General features: G+C 56.7%; 22 protein-coding genes. 10 read left to right on the top strand and 12 right to left on the bottom strand.

Annotation, left to right across the window (positions count from 1 at the left end):
* Positions 1-7: 7 nt before the first annotated feature.
* Entirely contained in the window at positions 8-442 is a 435-nt protein-coding gene (locus ABIE59_RS07355; RefSeq protein ID WP_354445637.1) for a DUF4399 domain-containing protein, read from the top strand.
* Between the two features lie 11 nt (positions 443-453).
* Here the strand turns inward: ABIE59_RS07355 and tenA are convergent, their stop codons facing one another.
* On the bottom strand, positions 454-1,122 hold the full coding sequence (tenA, locus tag ABIE59_RS07350) for a thiaminase II (RefSeq protein WP_354445635.1): 669 nt from the start codon (positions 1,120-1,122) through the stop codon (positions 454-456).
* A gap of 102 nt (positions 1,123-1,224) precedes the next feature.
* Here tenA and ABIE59_RS07345 point away from each other — a divergent pair, with 102 nt between their 5' ends.
* On the top strand, positions 1,225-1,680 hold the full coding sequence (locus tag ABIE59_RS07345) for a GatB/YqeY domain-containing protein (RefSeq protein ID WP_138437060.1): 456 nt from the start codon (positions 1,225-1,227) through the stop codon (positions 1,678-1,680).
* Positions 1,681-1,731: 51 nt separating this feature from the next.
* On the opposite strand, the gene ABIE59_RS07340 is transcribed toward ABIE59_RS07345, so the two are convergent.
* On the bottom strand, positions 1,732-2,400 hold the full coding sequence (locus ABIE59_RS07340; protein WP_342630948.1) for a glutathione S-transferase: 669 nt from the start codon (positions 2,398-2,400) through the stop codon (positions 1,732-1,734).
* Between the two features lie 193 nt (positions 2,401-2,593).
* Here ABIE59_RS07340 and ABIE59_RS07335 point away from each other — a divergent pair, with 193 nt between their 5' ends.
* A complete protein-coding gene (locus ABIE59_RS07335; RefSeq protein ID WP_152438821.1) occupies positions 2,594-3,232 on the top strand; it encodes an SDR family oxidoreductase in 639 nt (212 codons plus the stop codon).
* A 3-nt stretch (positions 3,233-3,235) separates the two neighbouring features.
* Here ABIE59_RS07335 and ABIE59_RS07330 read toward each other — a convergent pair whose 3' ends face one another.
* Entirely contained in the window at positions 3,236-4,108 is an 873-nt protein-coding gene (locus tag ABIE59_RS07330; RefSeq protein ID WP_354445633.1) for a hypothetical protein, read from the bottom strand.
* A 138-nt stretch (positions 4,109-4,246) separates the two neighbouring features.
* On the opposite strand from ABIE59_RS07330, the gene ABIE59_RS07325 reads away from it, so the two are divergent.
* The 6 genes from ABIE59_RS07325 to ABIE59_RS07300 all read left to right on the top strand — a co-directional run bounded on the left by ABIE59_RS07325 (position 4,247) and on the right by ABIE59_RS07300 (position 8,927).
* The gene (locus ABIE59_RS07325) at positions 4,247-4,633 is read left to right on the top strand and encodes a DUF2750 domain-containing protein (RefSeq protein ID WP_152438819.1); all 387 of its coding nucleotides are present in this window, start codon (positions 4,247-4,249) and stop codon (positions 4,631-4,633) included.
* Between the two features lie 26 nt (positions 4,634-4,659).
* Positions 4,660-5,355, top strand: coding sequence for a VWA domain-containing protein (locus ABIE59_RS07320; protein ID WP_342630945.1), 696 nt, complete (start codon positions 4,660-4,662; stop codon positions 5,353-5,355).
* Positions 5,356-5,393: 38 nt separating this feature from the next.
* Positions 5,394-6,104 (top strand): DnaJ domain-containing protein, encoded by a 711-nt coding sequence (locus ABIE59_RS07315; protein WP_354445632.1) that lies wholly within the window; start codon positions 5,394-5,396, stop codon positions 6,102-6,104.
* Positions 6,105-6,275: 171 nt separating this feature from the next.
* On the top strand, positions 6,276-6,620 hold the full coding sequence (locus tag ABIE59_RS07310; protein ID WP_058092218.1) for a PBPRA1643 family SWIM/SEC-C metal-binding motif protein: 345 nt from the start codon (positions 6,276-6,278) through the stop codon (positions 6,618-6,620).
* 28 nt (positions 6,621-6,648) lie between these two features.
* Positions 6,649-7,080: a DUF3010 family protein gene (locus tag ABIE59_RS07305; RefSeq protein ID WP_354445630.1), complete on the top strand. Its 432-nt coding sequence runs from the start codon at positions 6,649-6,651 to the stop codon at positions 7,078-7,080.
* 107 nt (positions 7,081-7,187) lie between these two features.
* Positions 7,188-8,927: an N-acyl-D-amino-acid deacylase family protein gene (locus ABIE59_RS07300; RefSeq protein ID WP_354445628.1), complete on the top strand. Its 1,740-nt coding sequence runs from the start codon at positions 7,188-7,190 to the stop codon at positions 8,925-8,927.
* A gap of 88 nt (positions 8,928-9,015) precedes the next feature.
* On the opposite strand, the gene ABIE59_RS07295 is transcribed toward ABIE59_RS07300, so the two are convergent.
* From ABIE59_RS07295 to ABIE59_RS07285, 3 genes are all read right to left on the bottom strand, one after another.
* Positions 9,016-10,236: an outer membrane protein assembly factor BamB family protein gene (locus tag ABIE59_RS07295; protein ID WP_354445626.1), complete on the bottom strand. Its 1,221-nt coding sequence runs from the start codon at positions 10,234-10,236 to the stop codon at positions 9,016-9,018.
* 206 nt (positions 10,237-10,442) lie between these two features.
* Positions 10,443-10,646 (bottom strand): DUF3185 family protein, encoded by a 204-nt coding sequence (locus ABIE59_RS07290; RefSeq protein WP_354445624.1) that lies wholly within the window; start codon positions 10,644-10,646, stop codon positions 10,443-10,445.
* 43 nt (positions 10,647-10,689) lie between these two features.
* Entirely contained in the window at positions 10,690-11,148 is a 459-nt protein-coding gene (locus ABIE59_RS07285) for a hotdog fold domain-containing protein (protein ID WP_354445622.1), read from the bottom strand.
* Between the two features lie 99 nt (positions 11,149-11,247).
* On the opposite strand from ABIE59_RS07285, the gene ABIE59_RS07280 reads away from it, so the two are divergent.
* Positions 11,248-11,640, top strand: coding sequence for a DUF2784 domain-containing protein (locus tag ABIE59_RS07280; RefSeq protein ID WP_354445620.1), 393 nt, complete (start codon positions 11,248-11,250; stop codon positions 11,638-11,640).
* Positions 11,641-11,654: 14 nt separating this feature from the next.
* Here the strand turns inward: ABIE59_RS07280 and thpR are convergent, their stop codons facing one another.
* The 6 genes from thpR to fabG form a co-directional block, all read right to left on the bottom strand.
* Positions 11,655-12,191 carry an RNA 2',3'-cyclic phosphodiesterase gene (gene thpR, locus ABIE59_RS07275; RefSeq protein ID WP_354445618.1) on the bottom strand — a complete coding sequence of 179 codons (537 nt, stop codon included), beginning with the start codon at positions 12,189-12,191 and terminating at the stop codon, positions 11,655-11,657.
* Positions 12,192-12,198: 7 nt separating this feature from the next.
* Positions 12,199-12,411 carry a hypothetical protein gene (locus ABIE59_RS07270; RefSeq protein ID WP_044383963.1) on the bottom strand — a complete coding sequence of 71 codons (213 nt, stop codon included), beginning with the start codon at positions 12,409-12,411 and terminating at the stop codon, positions 12,199-12,201.
* Between the two features lie 11 nt (positions 12,412-12,422).
* The gene (gene codA, locus ABIE59_RS07265) at positions 12,423-13,679 is read right to left on the bottom strand and encodes a cytosine deaminase (RefSeq protein WP_286922312.1); all 1,257 of its coding nucleotides are present in this window, start codon (positions 13,677-13,679) and stop codon (positions 12,423-12,425) included.
* Complete coding sequence (locus ABIE59_RS07260) at positions 13,676-14,332, bottom strand: PucR family transcriptional regulator (protein WP_354445616.1); 657 nt, start codon at positions 14,330-14,332, stop codon at positions 13,676-13,678. The genes codA and ABIE59_RS07260 overlap by 4 nt, the downstream gene beginning before the upstream one ends.
* Complete coding sequence (codB, locus tag ABIE59_RS07255; RefSeq protein ID WP_286922313.1) at positions 14,332-15,615, bottom strand: cytosine permease; 1,284 nt, start codon at positions 15,613-15,615, stop codon at positions 14,332-14,334. The genes ABIE59_RS07260 and codB overlap by 1 nt, the downstream gene beginning before the upstream one ends.
* A gap of 274 nt (positions 15,616-15,889) precedes the next feature.
* Entirely contained in the window at positions 15,890-16,648 is a 759-nt protein-coding gene (gene fabG, locus ABIE59_RS07250; protein ID WP_354445613.1) for a 3-oxoacyl-ACP reductase FabG, read from the bottom strand.
* Between the last annotated feature and the right edge of the window lie 286 nt (positions 16,649-16,934).

The raw sequence follows: 16,934 nt of genomic DNA, 5'->3' as shown, positions 1-16,934 counted from the left end.
ATAGGTTATGAACGCCATGATCAGGACACAGCGTGTCACGTTCGGTTTGATCCTTGCCGCTTCGCTGGTCGCCGGTGCCCATGGGGCAACGCCCGCGCCTGACGGGGCGGCGGTGTATTTTGTGACGCCGCTCGACGGGCAAACGGTGAGCTCTCCGGTGACGGTAAGGTTTGGCCTGGAGGGCCTGGGTGTTGCGCCGGCGGGCGTGGAGCGCGAGAAAACCGGGCACCACCATCTGCTGGTTAATGTGGATGACCTGCCCCCGATGGACAAACCGATCCCAGCGGATGAACGGCATATTCATTTTGGGGGAGGCCAAACCCAGACCACTCTGGAGTTAGAGCCGGGGGAATACACACTCCAGCTTTTGGTTGGTGATCACCTGCATATTCCCCATGAGCCGCCTGTGATGTCTGAGAAAATCACCGTCACGGTGGAGTAGTGGGCGCAAACCTAGTCACTCAGGTTCAGTCCCATATCCCAGAAGTCGATTTCCAGGCGGGTGGCATCCCGGAAGATATGGGACAGTTGTTCAAACCGGCTAGGGGTGACGTCGGCCAGGCGTTCATCCAGCCAGCGGATTTCCGCTTGCATGGCGCCCTGGAATTCGTCACTTTCGTACATGGCGATCCAGGCATCGTAGGGGTTGGCTTCGCCACGCAGGGTTTCTGCGCTCTGGTTCAGCCAGTTGGCGATCTCGCCGTAGCCGACCATGCAGGGTGACAGGGCCACGTGCAGGTCCAGCAGGTCGCCGCGATTGCCTGTATCCAGCACGTAGCGGGTGTAGGCGAGGGTGGCGCGGGCTTCGGGCAGGTTGTTCAGCTCCTGCTCTGAGATTCCCCACTCTTTGCAATAGCTGATGTGTAACCCCAGCTCGGTATCCAGAATGGCCAGCAACCCGTCTTTGGCTTGCAACAGGTCAGCCAGGGTTGGGCTTTTGTAAGCCGCCAGGGCATAGGCCCGGGCAAACTGGATCAGGAACAGGTAGTCCTGTTTCAGGTAATGCTGGAAAGCTTCCGGCGCGAGCGAACCATTGCCCAGCTGCTGCACAAAACTGTGTTCAATGTAATCCCGCCACTCGGTGGGAAACGCGTTTTTGAGATCTTCGAACTGATAGGGCATTGAAACTCCAAGGCTGTGGTTGTCGAGTTGGTTTTGAGGGCCCAGGGCTGGTTCTTTGATATTATGCCCACACTCTTTTTTCCTTCAAACAGGAGCCCAACCATGGCACAAGCATCTCTCAAGGAACAGCTCGGCAATGCGGTGAAAGACGCAATGCGCAGCAAAGACAAGGACCGGCTGGTTACTCTGCGTATGGCCCAGTCTGCCATCAAGCAGATTGAAATTGATGAGCGCCGTGAGCTGAGTGACGACGATGTGCTGAAGGTGTTGGACAAGATGCTAAAACAGCGCCGGGACGCCGCCAGCCAGTACGATGACGCCGGCCGGGGTGAGCTGGCGGACAAGGAACGGGCGGAAATGGTGATTATTGAGGAGTTCATGCCCGCAGCGTTATCCGAGGAAGAGCTGGACGGGCTGATTGCTGAGGCGATCAGCACAACGGGTGCCCAGGGTATGCAGGATATGGGGAATGTGATGAACGAGCTGCGCCCGAAAGTGACGGGCCGGGTGGATATGGGGCAGTTGAGCAAGAAAGTGCGGGCTGCGCTGGCGGGCTGAGCACCGGCCCTTATTTGTTAAGGCGAGGGCCGCTGGCCCTCGCCGCTATCCTCAGGCGAAGTCGTACTCGCCGCCTTTCTCAAGGGCCTGCTGGTACGCCGGCCGGGCATGTACTCGCGCCACCCAGGCAGAGATATGGGGGCGGCTTGCACCCACAATACCGCGTGCCACTGAGGCTTCCAGCGGGAAGCTCATCTGGATATCGGCTGCGCTCAGTTCGTCCCCCAGGAACCAGGTGTTCTTCGCCAGGTGTGCTTCCACAAAGTCCAGATGGGTTTTGATCATAGGGCCGATGAATATCTGGTTTGTCTTGTCGGCGATGCCTTTCGCCACCGGCCGGATGAAAAACGGCATCGGGCTGGTTTTGACCTTTTCGAACACCAGGCGCATAACCAGCGGCGGCATCAGTGAGCCTTCGGCGTAATGCATCCAGTAGGTGTAATCCAACCATTGTTGGCCGCCGTTTTGGGGCAGCATGGTGTCTTTGCCGTAGGTGTGGGCCAGGTATTCAATGATGGCGCCGGATTCTGCCACCACCAGATCACCGTCGGTAATCACCGGCGATTTTCCCAGCGGGTGTACCTTCTTCAGGCTGGCGGGGGCCAGCATGGTTTCAGCATCGCGCTCGTAACGCTGGATTTCGTAAGGCACGCCCAGTTCTTCGAGCATCCAGAGAACCCGTTGTGAGCGGGAATTGTTGAGGTGGTGGACTGTAATCATGCGGAAGCTCCGTTCCCGTTAAAAAGAATATTCGGGTAGTAGAATAGTGTGTAAGTGGCTTTTTGGTTCACTTCTGGTGTTATTCATTTTTAATGATGCTTCAAAGCAAAAGCGTTTTACTGCCTTGAATTGCGTTGGGTGTGCACTCAGCTATAAAGGATACATACGCTGAACAGCGAAACAGGAGGTCTACATGCATGTGTTTATAGCCGGAGCCAACGGGCAAATCGGGCAACACCTGTTGCAGGAGATGGCAAACAGCGATCACGAGGCCCGTGCGTTGGTTCGGCATCCTGATCAGGGGCCGGAACTGCAGAAGCTGGGTGCCACCGAAACCGTATTGGGGGATCTGGAGCACGACTGCAGCGAGGCCATGCGCGGCTGCGATGCAGTCATCTTCACGGCGGGTTCTGGCCCCCACACCGGCCCGGATAAAACCATCGATGTGGATCAGGACGGTGCTATCCGCCTGGTGGATACGGCCAAGGCCATGGGGATAAAGCGTTTTATCATGGTGAGCAGTATGCGTGCCGAAGAGCCCGAGAAGGGGCCGGAGAAACTCCAGCACTATCTTCGGGCCAAGCGAAATGCCGATGAACACCTGAAGAACAGCGGCCTGAATTACACCATTGTGCGGCCTGGGCGACTGACCAACGAAGACGGCACCGGCAAGGTAGCGGTGAGTGAACGACTGGCCTCTTTCGCAGAGATTCCCCGCCAGGATGTGGCCCGGGTGCTGCTGGCCGTGCTGGACTCGGATAACACCGATAACCGGGTGTTCGATGTGGTTTCAGGCGACACGCCGGTGGTTGATGCCCTGGCAAAGCTTTAATGCCTACCAGCTGAGCATAACTCGGCCGAAGACACTATCGCCGAGGCGAATATCCCGGGTACCCGCGTCCAGATCCTGGTATCGAACGCGGGTATCGACACTGGCGCCAAACCCCAGCACAACCGCCGGCCAAGAATCATGGCCAAAGTCGAGCCGGTAGCTCAGTTCCGCCCGCCATTCCCGAAGATACAGCGCGCTTTCAACCTCGCGGGACTTGTCGAGTGTGGCCCACCGGTCGCCCGCGCGCTCCATCCGGATGGTCCAGCGATGATTGGCGTTTTGCCATTGCAGCAAAACGGGCAAATCCATCAACCAGTGGCCGTTATCTGTGGACTGCGCCCATCTCAACCGCGGCAGCCAGCGGAACGAACCGAAGCGATGATCACCGCCAACACCCACGCTCAGGTCTGAGCCCTCGTGCCAGGCTCTGAATACAGCGAGGCGGCCATTGAGTACCTGGCGGTGGAAGTCCTGATGTTTGAACATATTGGAGGTGCCTGCGACGCCCACTTGAGTCTCCAGGTGATAAAGGTTGTGTTGCCACTCGCCCCCGAATGTCAGCCGGTGCAGGTGGCCGTTATGGGCCGGAGTGCCAGTGCGTATGCGCAGCGGCTGGTAATCGTAGTCGAGGCCCAAGGAGGAGGTTGTGCCCTTGTGTTGCCAGCCCAGCCCGCGCTGGGAACGGCTGACGTCTTTGGCGGCGGGCTCGTTAACGGGCCAGCTGTATGGCTGGTAATGACGATACTGCAGGTAGAGACTGCTGGTAGCGTTGGCCGGGCCGGGCAACGTGAGCGGGAATAACAGTATGGCTGTCGCAACTACTTGCGCTGTTACGGGGCGATTTCTGGTTTGGGCACTGGATTCGCGGAGTAGCATAGGGCCTGCCATCGTTCGGGCTGTACACTAACCATAGCGCCTGTTCAGGCAACTTGTTGTCTTTCCTGATAGGCTTCAGTTTACGCATGGCCGCTTCGGGCGGTGAAACCGGGATTGGTTCCCTATAATGGAGTTCTCATGAGCGATAACCCCTTGGCCCAGATTCTTGAGATGGATGGCGAGGAACGGTACGACTACTTTCTGGATGCCGTCGCCGAGGAGCGCGAAATCTGGATTTTGATCAATGCCGACAATCAGTTTCTGAAAATTGTTTCGGAAGAGGACGGTGTTGGGTATCTACCGGTTTGGCCGGGAACTGAGTTCGCGGCGGATTACGCCAAGGATTCCGGTGACCTTTCACCGAAAGCGGTGTCGCTACCGGACTTCTTCAAAAAATGGGTGCCGGGTTTAACCCGAGACGGCCTGGAAGTGGGCGTCTTCCCCGGTGGGGAGGGTGAGTTGTGGATTACCCCGGCGGAAGAACTCAAGCGTGATCTGCAAGAGGTGATGTCCAGCTCGTTCTAGTTTTGCATGGGAGGTGGCGGACGCTGATGACTGACAAAGAGCTACGTACCAAATCCGATAAACAGGCCATCGACCAGTTTATCCACCAGGTTCGCACGCTGCCCGCGAAGGGAGGTGGCCAGGGCCGTCTGATTTTCGCCCTGGATGCCACCGCCAGCCGTGAAGCAACCTGGGACCAGGCCTGCCACTTACAGAGTGAACTGTTTATGGCCACCAAGGATTTGGGAGGCCTGGCCATTCAGCTGTGTTATTACCGTGGCTTTGGTGAGTTCAAGGCGACCGGGTTTGTGAATGAAACTGGCCAGCTGCTGAACTTGATGAACGGCGTGTCCTGCCTGGGTGGCCGTACCCAGATCGGCCGGGTGCTGACCCATGCAGTGAAGGAAACTCGGGCCAAAGCGGTCAAAGCCGTGGTGTTTATCGGAGATTGTTGCGAGGAGTCTGTGGATGAGCTTTGCCACAGCGCAGGCGAGCTGGGCCTGTTGCGAACGCCGGTATTCATGTTCCATGAAGGGCACGACCCTCATGCCAAAGCCGTTTTCCAGCAGGTCAGCAAGTTGTCTGGTGGCGCCTATGTGCCTTTCGACCGGAACAGCCCGCAGGTGCTTAAGGATCTTATGGCGGCCGTTGCGGTCTATGCTTCCGGGGGAGCAAAAGCCCTGGAGGATTTTTCCAGCCGTAGCTCTCCGGAAGTGAAGCGCCTGACCCAGCAAATCCGATAGCGCTTGCTGAATCCACTGACCAATCCCGGGGTATCTGAGTGCCACTAACGCTGTTGGTTATTGTTTTAACGGTTGTTGCGTGGGTCTGGCTGCGCAGCCAGCCGGCCAGTCAACGCAAACCGGCGGTTATCAAACTGGCGTTGATTGCCGGGATCGGGTTGGTGTTGGTGATGGCGGTTACCGGCCGACTGCACTTTCTTTTCGCGTTACTGGCCTTCCTTTATCCATTGTTGCGCCGGGTGTTGCCTTCATTGCTGGCCGGCAACCTGCCCGGCGGTGCCCAGGCGAAAACCGGAAATCAATCCCGGGTGAGTAGCGATATCCTGGAGATGAGTCTGGACCACGATTCCGGGTCCATGAGCGGCAAGGTTCTGAAAGGGCCGATGGCTGGGCGAGCGCTGTCGGATCTGAGCGAGAGCGAGTTTCTGGAGTTGTTACGATTTTGCCGGGCTGAAGATGAAGACTCTGCCCGATTGCTGGAAACCTACCTGGACCGCCGGTTTGGCGACTCCTGGCGGGCGGATGATCAGGGCGATCCCGCTGGCGGTGAATCCGGTGAACCCTCCCGGGCGGGCGGCCCGCTTACCGAGGCCGAAGCGCTGGATATCCTTGGCCTGGAGCCCGGCGCTAGTGAGGAAGAGATTGTCCAGGCCCACCGCCGGATGATGCAGAAAATGCATCCGGACCGTGGAGGTAGTAACTATCTGGCGGCACGCATCAATGAGGCGAAAGAGCGGCTCTTGGGCTGATGCATTCACACAGCGTCCGCAGGGCTTCTTCACTGGATTTGCCGCTTTAACTGAGTGACTTCCGCTTCTGCCTATATATTCGGCGCCACAAGCGTGCTAAAACGTCTCCGCCCAGCGGCTGCAGGCGTTCTCCAGGCTTCCGGGCTCTCTTCCGTTCATCAGGATGTCAGCATGTCAGACAAGTTCTTTTATAAAGGCCGGCAAGATGCTCGCCAGCACCATACCGATTACGGCGGGTTCAAAACCAAGGCCAGTCAGAAAAGCGGCAGCAAGAAATTTCCGCTAACGCTGGTGGTAACCAGTGAGGCACGCAAGCAAGAGATCGAAGCCCAGGTGGCCGAGGCCGGGCTGCACGCCAACATCACGGTAGACGACCGCGAGGGAGCGGTTGAATCCATCGCCGAGCTGACGGTACTTCTGAACAAGGTTGCGACTGTCGTCACCACGAAAACGCCGTCTCGTAACGACCCGTGCAGTTGCGGTAGTGGTCTGAAGTTCAAAAAGTGCTGTGGCTGAAGGTGCGGCGAGCAAAGAGAGCAATATTATGATTATTTGTGGCGTTGAACTTACCGCGAGCGACGCAGTGCTGTGTTTGCTGAAACTGGATCGGGGGCTGATCAGCTTGCCGGAATGCAAAGTGCGCAGGCTATCGCTGGTTAAAAACCACACTCGCGAAGACCTGAAGCAGTTCCAGGCGGCGTTCGCGGAGCTGATGGCCGAGCATGGGGTTACCCGTGTTGCAATCAAGGAACGCATGCCCAAAGGCAAGTTTGCTGGCGGTGCCATCAGTTTCAAACTGGAGGCGACGATACAGCTGATTGCAGACCCGGATCTGGAAGTCAGATTGCTCCCTCCTGCGTTGATCAAATCTACGCTGGCCGCCAACCCACTGCCGATTCATTTTGAGGAGACCGGTTTGAAAGCCTTCCAGGAAACCGCCTTCACCGCAGCCTATGTTGGTTTGATGGCGAAGTAATCGTGTGTTACTGAGCTATCCTGAGTAGTTCCGGACCAGACACTGCGGTACATTGGTGTCTGGCTACTGCCCTGACAATAACAAGATCAGTGAAAGGGAACACCGCTATGGCTCAGTACGACTTCATCATTGAAGGTGGCCGGTACTTTGACGGCACCGGCGCCCCGTCTTCCATCCGCAATCTGGCGATCAAGGATGGCCGTGTTGCCAGGGTCACTGGTGAAGCCATCGATCATGCTGAGGCTGACCGCGTGATTGATGCCTCTGGCAAGTGGGTGACGCCGGGATTCCTGGATACCCATACCCATTACGATGCCGAGCTGCTGGTCAGCCCCAGCCTGTCGGAATCGGTGCGCCATGGTGTGACCACGGTGCTGGTGGGCAGTTGTTCCCTGAGCATGATTTGTAGCGAATATGAGGACGCATCGGATATTTTTACCCGGGTGGAAACCGTACCACGGGAGCGGGTGCTGCCGATTCTGAAGGAACACAAAACCTGGTCGACCCCAAAGCAATGGGTTGAGCATATCCAGCAAGTGCCACTGGGTCCCAACGTGATCAGTTTTCTGGGGCACAGCGACCTGCGAGTGGGGGTGATGGGGCTCAGCCGGGCTACCGACCTGGCGATTCAGCCCACCGAAGAAGAAATGCAAACCATGGAACGGTTACTCAAAGAGGCCCTGGATGAAGGCTTCCTGGGGCTGTCTACCATGTGCCTTAAATGGGACAAAGTAGACGGCGACCGGGAGTGGTCCAAGAGTTTGCCCAGCACCTACGCCAAATGGAAAGAGGTGGCGCGCCTGAATAAGCTGGTGCGCCAGTACAACCGGGTGCATCAGGGGGCGCCGAATGCCGCCACGCCGCTACAGATTCTGCAGTATGTGCGCGAATGCCTGGGTTGGTTGCGCCGGCCCCTGAAGACCACGTTGATCAGCCAGATGGATCTTAAAGGCAGTGCCTACCTCACCAACCTGACCCGCCTGACCTCTGTGTTTACCAATGCGTTGCGAGGGGATTTCCGCTGGCAGGTGTTGCCCACGCCGTTCACCGTGTATGCCGACGGCATCGATGTGGTGTTTTTTGAAGAGTTCGGCGCCGGCGAAATGGCCCTGGACCTGAAAGACGCGGTTGAGCGCAACGAACTCCTGAAAGACGAAGCGTACCGGCGTAAGTTCCGTAAGTTCTATGGCGAAAAACTGAGCCCAAGGGTGTGGCAGCGAGACTTTGGTGACGCCATGATCATCGACTGCCCGGATCAATCCCTGATCGGCAAGAACTTCGAGGAAGTGGCCAAGGCCCGTGGTGTACACGTGGTCGATCTGTTCCTGGATCTGGTGGTGGAATTCGGTAAGAAGATCCGCTGGTACACCACCGTGGGTAACCACCGGAAACAGGTGCTCAAGCGCATCGTCAAAGACCCTCGCTCGCTGATTACCTTCAGCGACGCCGGCGCTCATATCCGCAATATGGCGTTCTACAACCTGCCGCTACGCATGTTGAAATTGGTGCACGAATCCATCGAGGAAGGCGACTCGATCATGACCATGGAGCAGGCGGTGCATCGCCTGACCGGCGACCAGGCCGACTGGTTTGGCATTGACGCGGGCAAAATCCGCGAGGGTGACCGGGCGGATCTGGTGGTGCTGGATCCATCAGGGTTTGATCAAAATCTCGAGCAGGTGCACTGGGGCGACATGGAGAATTTCGACCTTCAACGCCTGGTTAACCGAAACCCCGGAATCGTGAAAACCGTGCTGATCAACGGCAAGCTGGCGGTGGATGACGAACAGTTGGTTCCCGAGTTAGGGCGGGAGATGGGCTACGGCAGGTTTATTCCGGCCAGCTGAGCTAGCTGCCGTGTGTCCATATCGTAACCGCCAAAGCCTTTCGTGATAGCCGGCTGTGTGCCAGCCGGCTATCCTGGCCCCGATGGCCTTACCGATCAAGATACTGTGACAGGTGGAGTGCAAAGCTACCGTTGCTCTCGGCACTGTAGCCGGCGTAAAGCTTGTTGCCATCAATGGCAACGCTGCCGGTGGTAATCTGCACATTCCGGTCTACTCTTGATTCCGCCACGCGGCTGCCATCGCTTTCGTACTTGGCGTTGAAGCCGCCACCGACGACAAACAGGTCAGATCCTTTCAAGGCCGCATCTTTAATAATCCCGTTGCGCGATGTTTTATTCCAGACGGTCCTGCCGGCACTGTCGAGTTTAACGATACGGTGACCATCAGAGTTGGAAGACGTCAGCAGCAGGTCGCCACGATAGTCCTCAAACACCAGGGCTGGTCCGGGCAAGCCGTAACTCTTGTAAGCCGCGCCGAAGGTTCTGGTCCATAGCTTGTCGCCTGCCGGCGTGTAGCGGGTGATGCGAGCACCGCCGTTGTCTGCCAACAGATTGGTGGCCACGATGTCGCCATTCATGGTGAAGATGACTTCGCCGGCCGGGTACTCACCGGTTACACCGGTTTGCTGCCAAAGTTGCTCTCCGTTTGCGTTGAACAGGCTGACAGCCTGGCCGCTGGCAATGACGAAATTACCGTTGGCACTGGCGGTTACCGAGTGCGCGGTATGCTCCGGATGCTCGACGCCCAGAAGCGGCGTGCCTTCCAGGTTGAATACCTGGGTGTTGGGCCCGGTTACGTAAAGCTTGTCATTGTTAAGAGCCAACGCGCGCATTTCGCTGCTGTCACTGAGCTTATAGCGCCAGCGTTCGTTGCCATTGGCATCAGCACTGATCAGCCAGGCGCCGGCGGACGACGTATTTTCATCGAGAACCTTGAACTGATTGGCGAGGATGTACACGTTGTCCTGGCCATCAATAACCATGGCAAGGGCGCTGTCGTCACTGCGGTAATCACCGGTGGCCAGATCGAAATCGACCGCCCAGAGTCGCTGGCCGTTATCGGAATAACGGACAAGCAGAATATCCTGCACTCGATTGGCGAGACCGGTGCGAATGGTTGTACCAGCAACCATCACATCACCAAAACTGTTGACCGAAAGATCCTCCAGCCAGGTCAGGCGATCAGGTTCGACGTTGGCTTTGTGGTTATACAGGGCGGTCCACTCGGGCTTGATGGTTGCGGTACAGGCGGCGATCAGAACGAGGGAGAACAGAAGGGTAAGGGTTTTCTTTCTTGCAATAGTGCGCATAGAACAACACTCCGTTGTATCAATAGATGTCCATGGGTTACTGCGCTCACGGAAGCGATGTTGTTCTTGGATTGGCTTGGTAAGCAGGCGTAAGAAGTTTATGGGAGGGAATTAGGTAATACACACTAGGTTGTTCGGCACCGCTGTCACAGTGCCGGCCTATCCAACCAGGGAGTCTGGAAGGGTATTCCTGACTAAGGAATTCGCTATTTCTTCATAAACGTCAGAAAGGCTCCGGCTGCAGTTGCCGCTGCACCACCTATCAGGTGCCACATGGTTTCATCGGTAAAGCGTCCTGTCAGCGCTTCAGCAACCTGATTGCCAACAGCCTGGCTGGACTGGTAGCCAAAGTAGAGCAGGACAACGCCTACCACCAATAGCACAATGCCGACCAGCTTTGGGCTTCCCATGTTTGCATCCTTGTTCCGGTTATTGTCTGAGCCATACACGCCATTAGGCTGACAGTTTGACGTTCATGTCAATCAGCGCATGAAATACTTCAGCACCGTTTGTGTCCGTCACAGAGACGGGCACTTGTATGGTTCCTTCCTGCGACCAGTCAATGCCGGAGCCATCGGCGGTGGCTATCAGATCGGTCTTGGCTTTTTTGAGGTATCGGACGGTCATGCCCGAGGGAATCCAGCGTGCGCCTTTGGGAATGGAAGCGTCGGTTAACAGGCCACCGGCCAGTTCGGCCATGTTGCACATGGCAATCGCATGAACGGTTTTCAGGTGATTGGTGACCTTTCGGCGTTTTTTCATGGTGACCACGCAAAGGCCCGGGGCAAGGGTCTCCACCGTTGGTGAAATGCTGGAGAAGTACGGTGCGGTCTGGCAGACCGCGCGGCTGAACAGGGTTTTGCCCATAGGCAGACGGCTAAGCCGGTTATACAGATTGACGACATCCATCATGGATTCATCCTCGGATGATGCTTTTCAGAAGGGTATTCTAGAGTCCTGTTGTTATGACAACCTAGACCTTTGAGGCCATTCGCAGAAACCGGGGCGCCTATGGATGCCAATTGGTTCCAGATCTTCGCAGACTTATTACTGCTCTTCCATACCTTACTGGTGGCGTTCGTCATTCTTGGCCTGGTGGCTACCCTGGTCGGCTACTTTCGCCAGTGGAATTGGGTTCGAAATATCTGGTTCCGGCTGAGCCATCTTGTGGTCATTGTTATTGTCGTGCTTCAGGCCTGGCTTGGCGTGCTGTGCCCACTGACGATCTGGGAAATGGAATTGCGGGCGAAGGCCGGGCAGGGTGGTTATGAGGGTTCGTTCATTCAGCACTGGCTGGAAACCATTCTGTACTACAACGCGCCGGACTGGGTTTTTATTCTGGTCTATACCCTGTTTGGGGCGCTGGTGCTGGCCAGTTGGTTTCTGGTCAGGCCCCGGCGCTGAGGGCAGTAAGAGCGTCAGGGTTGCAATGCAAACCGCTTAACAACGGTATAAACGGAGCCTCTTGGCCCTGGCGTGCTCTCATAAAGTACGAAGTCTTGAACCGGCATCAATCCAAACGCGGTGCCTTGGTGGCTCTCAAGCAGCGAGGAAACCGGCCCGGCCGGGTGCCGAAAACGGCTTAGTGTGATGTGTGGTTTGAAGTTCGGGTTTTCGAGTGTGAACCCATTGGCGGTCAACTTGTTTGCCAGGTTGATCTGGAGTTCTCTGAGCTCATACTCAGGCGATACGCCAGCCCATAAGATCTTGGGTTTCTCCGGGGAACCGAAGCAGCCCAGCCCCTGCACATTAAACTCAAAGGGCGATTGGGTGACGCCCCTTGCCAGGTCACAGGCCAGGGCGACTTGCTGCTCTTCTACCTGGCCGATGAACGCCAGGGTCAGGTGCAGTTGCCCGCGGCTTTGCCAACGGGCTCCCGCCACCTGTGTTTTGACTTGCAGGAGGCTTGTCTTGATGGCCTCGGGAATCTCAAGCCCGAAAAACAGCCTTGGCATACTACCCTCAGTAACAGGAGTTGGGGGAAGTGTCCGGATTAATTTCACCGGCCACTTCCTCCGGGTCAATGCCATGGCTGACCAGAACCTCACGCACGAAGTTCACCTGAGCCAGTATGCGGTCGGCATCGTCGCCGTATTCATAGCGGTTGATCTCGACCGGCTGGGGCATGAAGGTGAACGCGGTTTTCAGGGCGGTCAGGGTATCCTCGTCAATCATTGGCATTCTCCTCAAAGGCACAGGTCAGTATCGTACTTGATGATATCCCTCTTGATCAGCAATTTCCCATCCCGAATAGTCGCCAGTACCGGTTGTTGTCCCATCAAAACCTCATAAGGCGTTTGACCCTGCTGAACAATGCACCGTGCCGGCAGTCCTTTGGCGATACCGTACTCTTTCAGATCCAGCGCAGCGGCACCGTTGTCGGTAATCAGTTCCAGGGATCGCTCGATCTGGCTCATACCGAGCATGTGGCAGGCATGCAGACCGACATCAAGAGTGCGCAGCATGTTGCCATTGCCGATGGGGTACCAGGGGTCGCGGATGGAATCCTGGCCGAAGGCGACTTTCAGGCCAGCGTCGAGCAGTTCCGGTACGCGGGTCAGGCCGCGGCGTTTCGGGTAGCCGTCGAAACGGCCTTGCAGGTGAAGGCTTTCGGTAGGCATGGACAGGAACCGCAGGCCGGATTTTTTCAGCAGGCGGAACAGGCGGCTGCAATAGGCATCGTTGTACGAACCCATGGCACAGGTGTGGCTGGCCGTTACCCTTGAGCCGTAGTCCAGGCGCAGGGCTTCGGCGGCGAGCACCTCCAGAAACCGGGATTCCGAGTCGTCGATTTCATCGCAGTGCACGTCCACCAGTCGGTCGTTCTTGTGGGCCAGTTCCATCAGCCAGCGCACTGACTCAACGCCGTAATCCCGGGTGAACTCGAAGTGGGGGATGCCGCCCACCACATCGGCGCCCAACCGCACAGCCTCTTCCATCAGTTCTCGACCATTCCTGAAGGAGAGAATGCCCTCCTGTGGAAACGCCACGATTTGAAGATCAACAAATCCGGCTGTCTGCTCGCGAACTTCCAGCATGGCTTTGAGGGCTGTCAGGCTGGGGTCGGTAACGTCGACATGCGTACGAACATACTGAATACCGTGGGCAGCAAACAGTTTGAGGGCTTCGGTGGCCCGGTTGATGACATCTTCACGGGACAACATCGCCTTGCGCTCGGCCCAACACTCGATGCCTTCAAACAGGGTCCCGCTCTGGTTCCATCTTGGTTCACCTGCGGTCATGGCAGCATCAAGGTGAATGTGAGGCTCAACGAATGCCGGGGTAACCAGGTTGCCGGCAGCATCAAGTTCGTTGTTTCCGGCGGGAGTTTGTACAGGTACTGGGTGTATGTCTGTAAAACGACCATCGGCAATGGTGAGTTTATGCAGGCCATCCTTGCCCGGTAAGCGGGCATTAACGATAGCATTCAGTGATTCGGTCATTTCGTCTCCTGATTCTGCTGCGCAGATGGTGCAGGCTTTAAAAGCAGATGGGCCAATAGCCTGGATTTGAAAACGTCTGCTTTGTCAGTTTCCCGCGATAGGCTGTCGGTGAGTTGGTTTATTCGGTTGCGAATGGTATTCCGATGGCAGCCCAGCAACTTTGCCATGGCGCTTTGGTTACCGAGGCACTGGATCCACGCCTCTATGAGGTCGGTCGAGCTGGCCAGGTTGTCGGCATCAAATGATTCAGTGCCGGTATGTTCTGACATCACAATAGCCCTGCCGATGACTTCAGTCACTTCAACCATCGGCAAAGAATAGGGCTGCTCAAACAATGGCAGTGCCAGATCGTCGGCCAGTGCGCACAGTGTTTTGGGTAGCTGACCAATGTACGCATCCCCGGTAAGAACCACCAGCCCGGCTACGTTGCACTGTTTGCCCTCGTAGAGGCATTCCGCCAGATTCTGTGGGCTGCGATGGCGGCTGATGCCGGTTACAAATACCAGTTCGCCACCTTTAACCCAGTCTTTGAAGGAGCGATTCTCCGCGAGGTAGGGCCAGCGTACCGGGTTGGTGGCGGCTGCACTGCCACCTCGCAGCCGAATTGCGTCGAGCCCCGGAAGTTCCGGAATGTCGTTGCAGCGGAGTGCCATCAGGCGGTTCCCATAACCAGTGCCCGCCGTTCACGTACTGCCTGGCCGACCACCAGAATCACGCTGTAACTCAAAGCGGCTACGAGTACGCCGACGATTGGTGCAATCCAGGGTGAGCTATAGGCAGCGGCGGAGCCGATTGCGTAAGCGGCAAGGCCTGGTATGTTGAACGCAGGTAGTGATGCGGTAGCCAGATCCGGGTATTGGCGTTTATAGCCAATAAAGTAACTGGCCATGATGACACCGCCGATGGGCGGGATAAACGTACCCAGCAGTACAAGAAAGGGAATCAGCCACTGATACATGCCCATCACGGCCAGAACCGTGCCTATGCCGGCGCCCACAACAGTGACCAGTTTTCGGCGGCGGGTGCGGACCAGGTTGCAGCCGGCCACGGCAAAGTTATAGACGGTGTTGTCCTGGGTGGTCCACAGGTTAAGGAACAGCATCAGGATACCCAGCGTTGCCAGTCCTTGCGCCACCATAATGTCGACAATGTCTGCCTGTTGATAAACCAGGGCACCAAAGGCGCCGATCAGGGTCATCAGGCCGTTACCCAGGAAGAATGCCAATAGTGTGGCAATGACGGCCGTTTTGCCTGATTTGGCGAAGCGGGTCCAGTTGGTGGCCTGTGTTCCGCCACTGACAAAGGTGCCGAATACCAGGGTAATGGCAGCCGCTACTGTCATCTCGCTGGCTGGCGTGATGGACAGCAAACCGCTAAGCCCGCCGGCATCCGATGTGGCAATCGTCATACTCACGGCGACCAGAATGATCATGGCGGGTACCGCCACCCGAGATAGCCATTCCAGACCCCGATAGCCGATAAATGCCGTTACGCAGAAAGCAAAACCGAACAGAATCATCAAAGGCGTGGTCATGCCCTCGGGCATGCCTGTCAGCTTGACCAGAAGTATCGCCATGGTGGCCGTTCCCCAGGCGTACCAGCCAATCTGGGTGAAGCCAAGAATGAAGTCGGAGAGTTTGCTGCCCAGCTCACCAAAGGTAAACCGGCTCATCAAGGCGGTGTTCAACCCGGTTTTTGCCGCGATATAGCCAAGCATGGCGGCATAAATTCCTAGCAGCAAATTACCGGCGGCGAGCACCATCAACATGGTAGGAAAGTCAAAGGCGACCCCGACACTGCCGCCGGCCCACATGGTGGCGGTGAAGAAGGTAAAGCCGAGAAGCACCAATCCCATAGACCAGACACTTTTTCGTTTATCCAGTGGTACCGGGCCAAGCGGGTAGTCCTGTTCTTGTGAGCTTGTTTGGGTTGCCATGAGGTTCACTCCGAGTTGTCTATTAACTCTCGGGGTGTTCGCAACGTTTATGCCATTTGTGGTTTGCGGGCATAAAAGTGGGCACCCACCATTCTGGGCTTGTGCAAAGTGCACAAACCCTGGTGCTAAGGGAGGCACGGAGTAGCAGATTTGCGTGGAATCGGTGCGGTTTTGGGGGGGGGAGCGCGCTTATGGTGCACCGGGAATCCGCCGGGGACTCCCGATGGGCTTTATGTCAGGCAATCAGAGTTGTCGGCGTTGTGTGCCTCGAACGTCAACCCGGAATCGCATCCGGAGATTCCGGCAGCACCTGCCCACCATCAACAATGATTTGCTGTCCGGTGATGTAGCGGGCCTCCTCGGAGGCCAGGAAGCAGGCGGCGTGGCCGATGTCTTCCGGGGTTCCCAATGTATGGGTGGGAATGGCGGCACGCATCTGGTTGAGGTATTCCTCTCCCTGCGCCTGAAGACCTTCTGTCAGCACGTTACCGGGCATCACCGCGTTGATGGTGATGCCGCTATTGGCCACTTCCAGGGCAGCGCTGCGCATGAACCCCAGTTGGCCTGCCTTGCTGGCACCGTAATGGCTCCAGCCCGGGAAGCCAGTGACCGGGCCGGTGATGGAGGATGTCAGCACGATGCGGCCGTAACTCCGTTTCTTCATGTGTGTCATGGCGGCCTGTACGATGAAGAACGTGCCTTTCAGGTTGACGTTGTGTACCTGATCCCACTGGGCTTCGGTCATCTCATCCAGGTTGGCCTGCGGGAAAATGCCGGCGTTTGAGCACAATATGTCCAGCTGCCCGTACTGCTTTTCAATCTCGGCAATGGCGTCCTGGCAGTCGCTCTGTCGGGTAACATCCAGTTTGATAAACAGCCCACCAAGTTCCTTGGCTACTTGCTGGCCGGCTGCTTCATCAATACCGCCAATCACGATCTTGGCGCCGGCTTTGTGCAGCACCTCAGCAATACCTTTACCGATACCATGCTCGCCGCCGGTCACCAGAGCGACTCGATTTTCCAGGCTGAACATATTCTTCTCCTTGTAGTCGGATAACGTGTTGTTTGAGTGAAGCATAGTGGATTTGCGCTGTCCCATACATGCAGACGGCGGGAATGGACAATGTCTCACGCGTGCACGGGGCGATATTGGACACAGATCAAGGACATGATCTGTTAGGGTGCCGAGCCTTGGACAGATCAGCTTGCTGGTCATCATTTCTGGAAAGCAAATTAAGGACTTCCTGCTGTGCAAACTCACGATGAAAGTAATTCCTACCAACCCGTTTCTGTTTCACCGCGCAAAGTAAAAGCGGGGC

The sequence above is a fragment of the Marinobacter sp. MBR-99 genome (assembly GCF_040547575.1).
GTDB lineage: Bacteria > Pseudomonadota > Gammaproteobacteria > Pseudomonadales > Oleiphilaceae > Marinobacter.
This window is presented reverse-complemented; position numbering and strand designations above follow the sequence as displayed.

What these genes read in the sequence shown, in the direction of transcription:
- ABIE59_RS07355 (WP_354445637.1), top strand. Translation starts at nt 8, where the DNA reads ATGAACGCCATGATCAGGACACAGCGTGTCACGTTCGGTTTGATCCTT.
- tenA (WP_354445635.1), bottom strand. Translation starts at nt 1,122, where the DNA reads ATGCCCTATCAGTTCGAAGATCTCAAAAACGCGTTTCCCACCGAGTGG.
- ABIE59_RS07345 (WP_138437060.1), top strand. Translation starts at nt 1,225, where the DNA reads ATGGCACAAGCATCTCTCAAGGAACAGCTCGGCAATGCGGTGAAAGAC.
- ABIE59_RS07340 (WP_342630948.1), bottom strand. Translation starts at nt 2,400, where the DNA reads ATGATTACAGTCCACCACCTCAACAATTCCCGCTCACAACGGGTTCTC.
- ABIE59_RS07335 (WP_152438821.1), top strand. Translation starts at nt 2,594, where the DNA reads ATGCATGTGTTTATAGCCGGAGCCAACGGGCAAATCGGGCAACACCTG.
- ABIE59_RS07330 (WP_354445633.1), bottom strand. Translation starts at nt 4,108, where the DNA reads ATGCTACTCCGCGAATCCAGTGCCCAAACCAGAAATCGCCCCGTAACA.
- ABIE59_RS07325 (WP_152438819.1), top strand. Translation starts at nt 4,247, where the DNA reads ATGAGCGATAACCCCTTGGCCCAGATTCTTGAGATGGATGGCGAGGAA.
- ABIE59_RS07320 (WP_342630945.1), top strand. Translation starts at nt 4,660, where the DNA reads ATGACTGACAAAGAGCTACGTACCAAATCCGATAAACAGGCCATCGAC.
- ABIE59_RS07310 (WP_058092218.1), top strand. Translation starts at nt 6,276, where the DNA reads ATGTCAGACAAGTTCTTTTATAAAGGCCGGCAAGATGCTCGCCAGCAC.
- ABIE59_RS07305 (WP_354445630.1), top strand. Translation starts at nt 6,649, where the DNA reads ATGATTATTTGTGGCGTTGAACTTACCGCGAGCGACGCAGTGCTGTGT.
- ABIE59_RS07300 (WP_354445628.1), top strand. Translation starts at nt 7,188, where the DNA reads ATGGCTCAGTACGACTTCATCATTGAAGGTGGCCGGTACTTTGACGGC.
- ABIE59_RS07295 (WP_354445626.1), bottom strand. Translation starts at nt 10,236, where the DNA reads ATGCGCACTATTGCAAGAAAGAAAACCCTTACCCTTCTGTTCTCCCTC.
- ABIE59_RS07290 (WP_354445624.1), bottom strand. Translation starts at nt 10,646, where the DNA reads ATGGGAAGCCCAAAGCTGGTCGGCATTGTGCTATTGGTGGTAGGCGTT.
- ABIE59_RS07285 (WP_354445622.1), bottom strand. Translation starts at nt 11,148, where the DNA reads ATGATGGATGTCGTCAATCTGTATAACCGGCTTAGCCGTCTGCCTATG.
- ABIE59_RS07280 (WP_354445620.1), top strand. Translation starts at nt 11,248, where the DNA reads ATGGATGCCAATTGGTTCCAGATCTTCGCAGACTTATTACTGCTCTTC.
- thpR (WP_354445618.1), bottom strand. Translation starts at nt 12,191, where the DNA reads ATGCCAAGGCTGTTTTTCGGGCTTGAGATTCCCGAGGCCATCAAGACA.
- ABIE59_RS07270 (WP_044383963.1), bottom strand. Translation starts at nt 12,411, where the DNA reads ATGATTGACGAGGATACCCTGACCGCCCTGAAAACCGCGTTCACCTTC.
- codA (WP_286922312.1), bottom strand. Translation starts at nt 13,679, where the DNA reads ATGACCGAATCACTGAATGCTATCGTTAATGCCCGCTTACCGGGCAAG.
- ABIE59_RS07260 (WP_354445616.1), bottom strand. Translation starts at nt 14,332, where the DNA reads ATGGCACTCCGCTGCAACGACATTCCGGAACTTCCGGGGCTCGACGCA.
- codB (WP_286922313.1), bottom strand. Translation starts at nt 15,615, where the DNA reads ATGGCAACCCAAACAAGCTCACAAGAACAGGACTACCCGCTTGGCCCG.
- fabG (WP_354445613.1), bottom strand. Translation starts at nt 16,648, where the DNA reads ATGTTCAGCCTGGAAAATCGAGTCGCTCTGGTGACCGGCGGCGAGCAT.